We start from the raw sequence: 944 nt of genomic DNA, 5'->3' as shown, positions 1-944 counted from the left end.
ACGTACCTTTTGCATAATGGGCCTGCGAGTTACGCTACGTGGCGAGGTTAAGCCGAGAGGTGGAGCCGAAGCGAAAGCGAGTCCTAACAGGGCGAGGAGTCGCGTGGCGTAGACCCGAAACCTTAGCGATCTATCCATGTCCAGGTTGAAGAGCGGGTAACACCGCTTGGAGGACCGAACTCACCGCAGTTGAAAATGCGGGGGATGAGGTGTGGATAGGAGTGAAAGGCTAATCAAGCTGGGATATAGCTGGTTCTCCCCGAAATATATTGAGGTATAGCCTCGGACGAATTGCGGCGGAGGTAGAGCACTGAATGGGCTAGGGGTCCTACCAGATTACCAAACCCAATCAAACTCCGAATGCCGCCGACAAGTATCCGGGAGTCAGGCTGCGGGAGATAAGTTCCGTAGCCGAGAGGGAAAGAGCCCAGATCGTCAGCTAAGGTCCCCAAGTCCGAGCTAAGTGTCAAAGGATGTGGGAGCGCACAGACAACCAGGAGGTTGGCTTAGAAGCAGCCATCCTTTAAAGAAAGCGTAATAGCTCACTGGTCAAGCGAACCTGCGCCGAAAATATAACGGGGCTAAGCTCGGCACCGAAGCTACGGGTTCTCGAAAGAGAGCGGTAGGGGAGTATTCTCAGGTAGATACACGCCGGACGGTGACGACCGGTAACGGACCTGAGAAGAGCTTATGCAGGCATGAGTAGCGATAAACCGAGTGAGAAACTCGGTCGCCGTAAGCCCAAGGTTTCCTGGGGAAGGATAATCCTCCCATGGGTTAGTCGGATCCTAAGCCGAGGCCGAGAGGCGTAGGTGATGGGAAGCAGGTTAATATTCCTGCACCACCAAGGATGGCGTTGAAGTAAGCGGGGACGGAGTAGGGTAGGCCGGGCACGGCGGATGGTTTGCCGTGTTCAAGCCCGTAGGATGAGTTGCCAGGACCCG

1 rRNA gene is annotated in these 944 nt (G+C 55.3%); it reads left to right on the top strand.

The window, feature by feature from the left end:
* Positions 1-944, top strand: a 23S ribosomal RNA gene (locus tag QHF83_RS53325); the annotation flags it as partial.

Source organism: Polyangium sp. 15x6 (assembly GCF_029960785.1).
In the GTDB taxonomy this organism is placed as follows: domain Bacteria; phylum Myxococcota_A; class Polyangia; order Polyangiales; family Polyangiaceae; genus Polyangium.
Note: the sequence above shows the minus strand (reverse complement) of the source record. Positions and strands in the feature narration are given on the sequence as shown.